Genomic DNA, 4,109 nt, shown 5'->3' with positions numbered 1-4,109 from the left:
GGTTGTCCTGGGCCTGCAGCCAGTCCGCCCACCGCCCGGCCTGCTCCCGCAACGCACTCTCGTCACGCCCCGACACCACCAGCGGAAGCACACCCAGAGGAACGGGTGCCTCCACCGGCTCTTCGGCGACTGTGGCCGGGGTGGGTTCGGGTGCTTCTTCGAGGATGAGGTGGGCGTTGGTGCCGCTCAGCCCGAACGACGAGACCCCGGCCCGGCGCACCCGCTCCCCCCGCTCCCACGGCCGCGCGTCCCGCAGCAACTCCAGACCGCTGCCATCCCATTCGATATGACTGCTCGGGCTGTCGGCGTGCAGCGTCTTCGGAAGAGTCCCGTGCTGCAGTGCGAGGACCATTTTGATGACGCCGGCGACACCGGCCGCCGCCTGGGCGTGGCCGATGTTCGACTTCGACGAGCCCAGATACAGGGGCCGTGCGCTTTCGCGGCCGGGACCGAAGATCTCCGCGAGCGCGCCCGCCTCGATCGGGTCACCGAGAGGAGTGCCGGTGCCATGTGCCTCGACGGCGTCGATGTCGGCGGACGTGAGCCGCGCCGAGGCCAGCGCGTCCTGGACAACCCGCTGCTGGGAAGGCCCGTTGGGAGCGGTCAGCCCCTGGCTGCGGCCGTCCTGATTGACAGCGGAACCCCTGATGACGGCGAGGACCTCATCCCCGTCCCGCTGGGCTGCCGACAGACGCTTCAGGACCAGGACGCCCACACCCTCGGACCAGCCCGCACCGTCCGCCTCGTCCGAGAAACTCTTGCAACGCCCGTCCGCCGCCATGCCCTTGAGCCGCGAGAACTCCACGAAGATGGCGGGCTTCGACATGACGGTCACGCCGCCGACCAACGCGAGCTCACATTCACCGTTGCGCAGGGCATTGATGCCCAGATGCATCGCGACCAGCGACGACGAGCAGGCGGTATCCACCGTCAGCGCCGGACCCTGCAGACCGAGCGCGTACGAGACGCGGCCCGAGATCACGCTGCCCGCGTTGCCGGTGCTGACGTATCCGTCCAGATCGCCCAGACCCGAGTCCGTGCCGTAGTCGGAACCCATACTGCCGAGATAGACACCGGTACGGCTCTCGGACAGGGCCTCGGGAAGGATCCCGGCCCGCTCCAGCGCCTCCCACGAAGTCTCCAGGACCAGACGCTGCTGCGGATCCATCGACTGCGCCTCGCGCGGCGAGATACCGAAGAACTCCGAGTCGAAGCCCTCCACGTCCGCGAGGAAACCGCCCTCACGCGTATAGCTCTTCCCGACCGCCTCAGGATCCTCGTCGTAAAGACCCAGACGCTCCCACCGCTTGGGGAAACCACTGATGGCGTCGCCCCCCTCGGCCAGCAGGCCCCAGAAGGCCTCCGGCGTCTCGATCCCGCCCGGCAGCCGGCACGCCATCGACACAACCGCGATGGGTTCGCTCTTCGCCGCACGCTCGGAGGCGAGATCCTTCTCGGTCTCCAGCAGAGCGTTCGTCGCACGTCGCAGATAAGTTTCGAGCTTCTGAACTTCGGTCGCGCTCACTTGCTCACTCCAAACTTGCGGTCCAGGAACTCCAGGAGGTCTTCCTGGCTGCTGTCTTCGATGTCGACTTCCGGCTCACCGGGGGCGGCGACCGTCTTGGCCAGGGCCGTCTGCATGTCGAGAAGCCGGGGAACCAGGCCCTCGGACTCAAGCAGTTCGGGCGTCGCGGAACGCAGGAGCTCCACGAACTCGTTGATCTGATCCTTCGTCACACGAGCCGCCTTCGCCCCGGCAGGGACACCGCCCAACTCCATCCTGCTCAGGAGAAGTTCGGTGATCGCGGCCGGCGTGGGGTAGTCGAAGGCAAGGGTGGCGGGCAGCGACACACCCGTCTCGGCGGCAAGACGCCGACGCAGCTCCACCGCCATCACGGAGTCGATGCCCAGCTCCTTCAGAACCTGCCGCGGACCCACACCCGAAGCGTCGGCAACCCCCAGGACGGCCGCGACCTCACGCCGCACCAACTCGGTCACCACCTCCGGACGGTCGCCCTCGGGCAGAGCGAGCAGCCGGTCGCGCAGCGCGTCGGGACTCTGCTCCGTCTCACTCGCACGGCTCCGCCGGGCCCGTACGAGGGCCCGGAGCAGTCCGGGCACCTCACCGCCACGGTCCTGCTCGCGGCGCAGCGTCGCGAGATCGAGACGCACCGGAACCAGATGGGCATGCGGCTGGGCCAGGGATGCGTCGAGCAGGCGCATGCCCTGGGTTTCGGTGAGGGCGGTGATGCCCTGGCGGCGCATGCGTGAGAGTTCCGCTTCGCCCAGGTGGGAGGTCATGCCGATGCCGGCGAGCTGCCACAGGCCCCAGGCGAGGCTGGTGGCGGGCAGGCCCTGGGCGCGGCGGTGGTGGGCGAGGGCGTCGAGGAAGGTGTTGGCGGCGGCGTAGGTGCTCTGTCCCGGGCCGCCGAGGATGCCGGCGGCGGAGGAGAACAGCACGAACGCGGCGAGGTCGTGGGTCTGGGTGAGACGGTGGAGATGGAGTGCGCCGTCGGCTTTGGGGGCGAGGACGCGGGCCAGGCGTTCGGGGTTCTGGCCGGTGATGAGGCCGTCGTCGAGGACGCCGGCGAGGTGGTAGACGGCGGTCAGCGGCCGGTCCAGGCCGCCGATCAGGGCGGTGGCCTGCTGTTCGTCGCCGATGTCGCAGGCGCGGATGTCGACCGATACGGCCCCCGACTCCCGCAGTTCGTCGGCGAGATCGTCCGCGCCGGGGGCGTCGGGTCCCCGGCGTGAGGTGAGGACGAGGTGGCGTGCGTCGTGGTGGCGTACGAGGTGGTGGGCGAGCTGACGGCCCAGCTCCCCGGTACCACCGGTGACCAGCACAACACCCTCGGAGTCAAGACGCCGGACCTCGACAGACCGCGCCGACTCCACCCGGACCAGCCGCGGAACACCCGCCAGCCCCTGCCGCACGATGACTTCCCGCTCGGCCGTGAGAGACAGCACACGGGGCAACACCCCCAGATCCTCAGCGGCCTCACCCAGATCGACCGCACGGATCACACGGTCCGGATACTCATTCCGGGCAACACGCAGCAGACCCCACAACGGCGCGCGAGCCAGATCCCGCACATCCCCGCCGACAGCCCGGCGCGTGACCCACACCAACTCGGCCCGCGCCAGGCGCTCGTCGGCGAGCGTGCGCCGCAGCACCTCCAGGGCGAACTCCGACACCTCGCGCGCGGCACGGGCGGCGTCCGCCTCCTCACACGGACCCGTCACATCCAGCACGAGCCGAGCGGGCCGCGCCCCCTCGTCCTGCGCCAGCCGCGCGAACAGCTCGTCCACATCGGCCACATGACGCGCGGCCAGCGCGCCCGCCAGCTCACCCCGGCCGCCGAGCGACCACACACCACCGCCGTCGACAGCGGCGTCCGGCAACGGAACGGCCTGGACATCGACCCGGTAGAGATGCTCCACGGGCTCGGCGGCCCGGATCTGCTCGGCGGTGGCCACCCGAGCCTGCAGCCGGGCGTGCGCCACCGGCGTCCCCGCGCTGTCCGCGACCCAGATCCGGGCCTCGGCCGTGTCCTGGTCCCAGTCCGCACGGACCCGCAGCTCCGTACTTCCGACCCGGTACAGCTCGGCGGCGCTCCACTCGAAGGGAAGCAGCACACTGCCGGACTCCACACCGGCCGTCCGCACCGCCGCCAGCGCCTGCAGCGCCGCGTCCAGCAAAGCCGGGTGCATCCCGTAGTCGGACGCGTCGAGGCCTTCCGGCAGACGCACCGTCGCAAAAGCACTGCGGCCCCGCAGCCGCAGATCATTCAGGCCCCGGAACGCCGGACCGTACGACAGGCCCTGCTCACGGAACCGCTCGTAGAACGCGTCGACGTCCACGGACTCCGCGCCCGGGACGGGCCACTGCGCGAGTTCCGCGAACCCGGCCCGCACCGCCTCCTCCCCGCGCGGCTGCCCCTCGGCGAGCACACCGGTGGCGTGACAGGTCCAGTCGCTCTGCGTGTCCTCACGCCTGCTGTAGAGCGCGATCGACCGGCGTCCGTCGGTGCCGGTGTGCCCGACGGTGACCTGGATGCGCACGTTCCCGGACTCGGGGAGTACGAGGGGCTCGGCGATGGTGAGTTCGG

Annotated in this window: 2 protein-coding genes; both read right to left on the bottom strand. The window is 70.5% G+C overall.

Annotation, left to right across the window (positions count from 1 at the left end; translation table 11 throughout):
- The coding region (locus tag ACZ7LS_RS36730) for a type I polyketide synthase (protein ID WP_385137448.1) at positions 1-1,525 on the bottom strand (1,525 nt) is incomplete at its 3' end.
- Positions 1,522-4,109: type I polyketide synthase (locus ACZ7LS_RS36725; protein WP_385372167.1), on the bottom strand; the 2,588-nt coding region annotated here is incomplete at its 5' end. The genes ACZ7LS_RS36725 and ACZ7LS_RS36730, both read right to left, overlap by 4 nt.

It is taken from the genome of Streptomyces sp. NPDC039430 (genome assembly GCF_055639435.1).
Note: the sequence above shows the minus strand (reverse complement) of the source record. Positions and strands in the feature narration are given on the sequence as shown.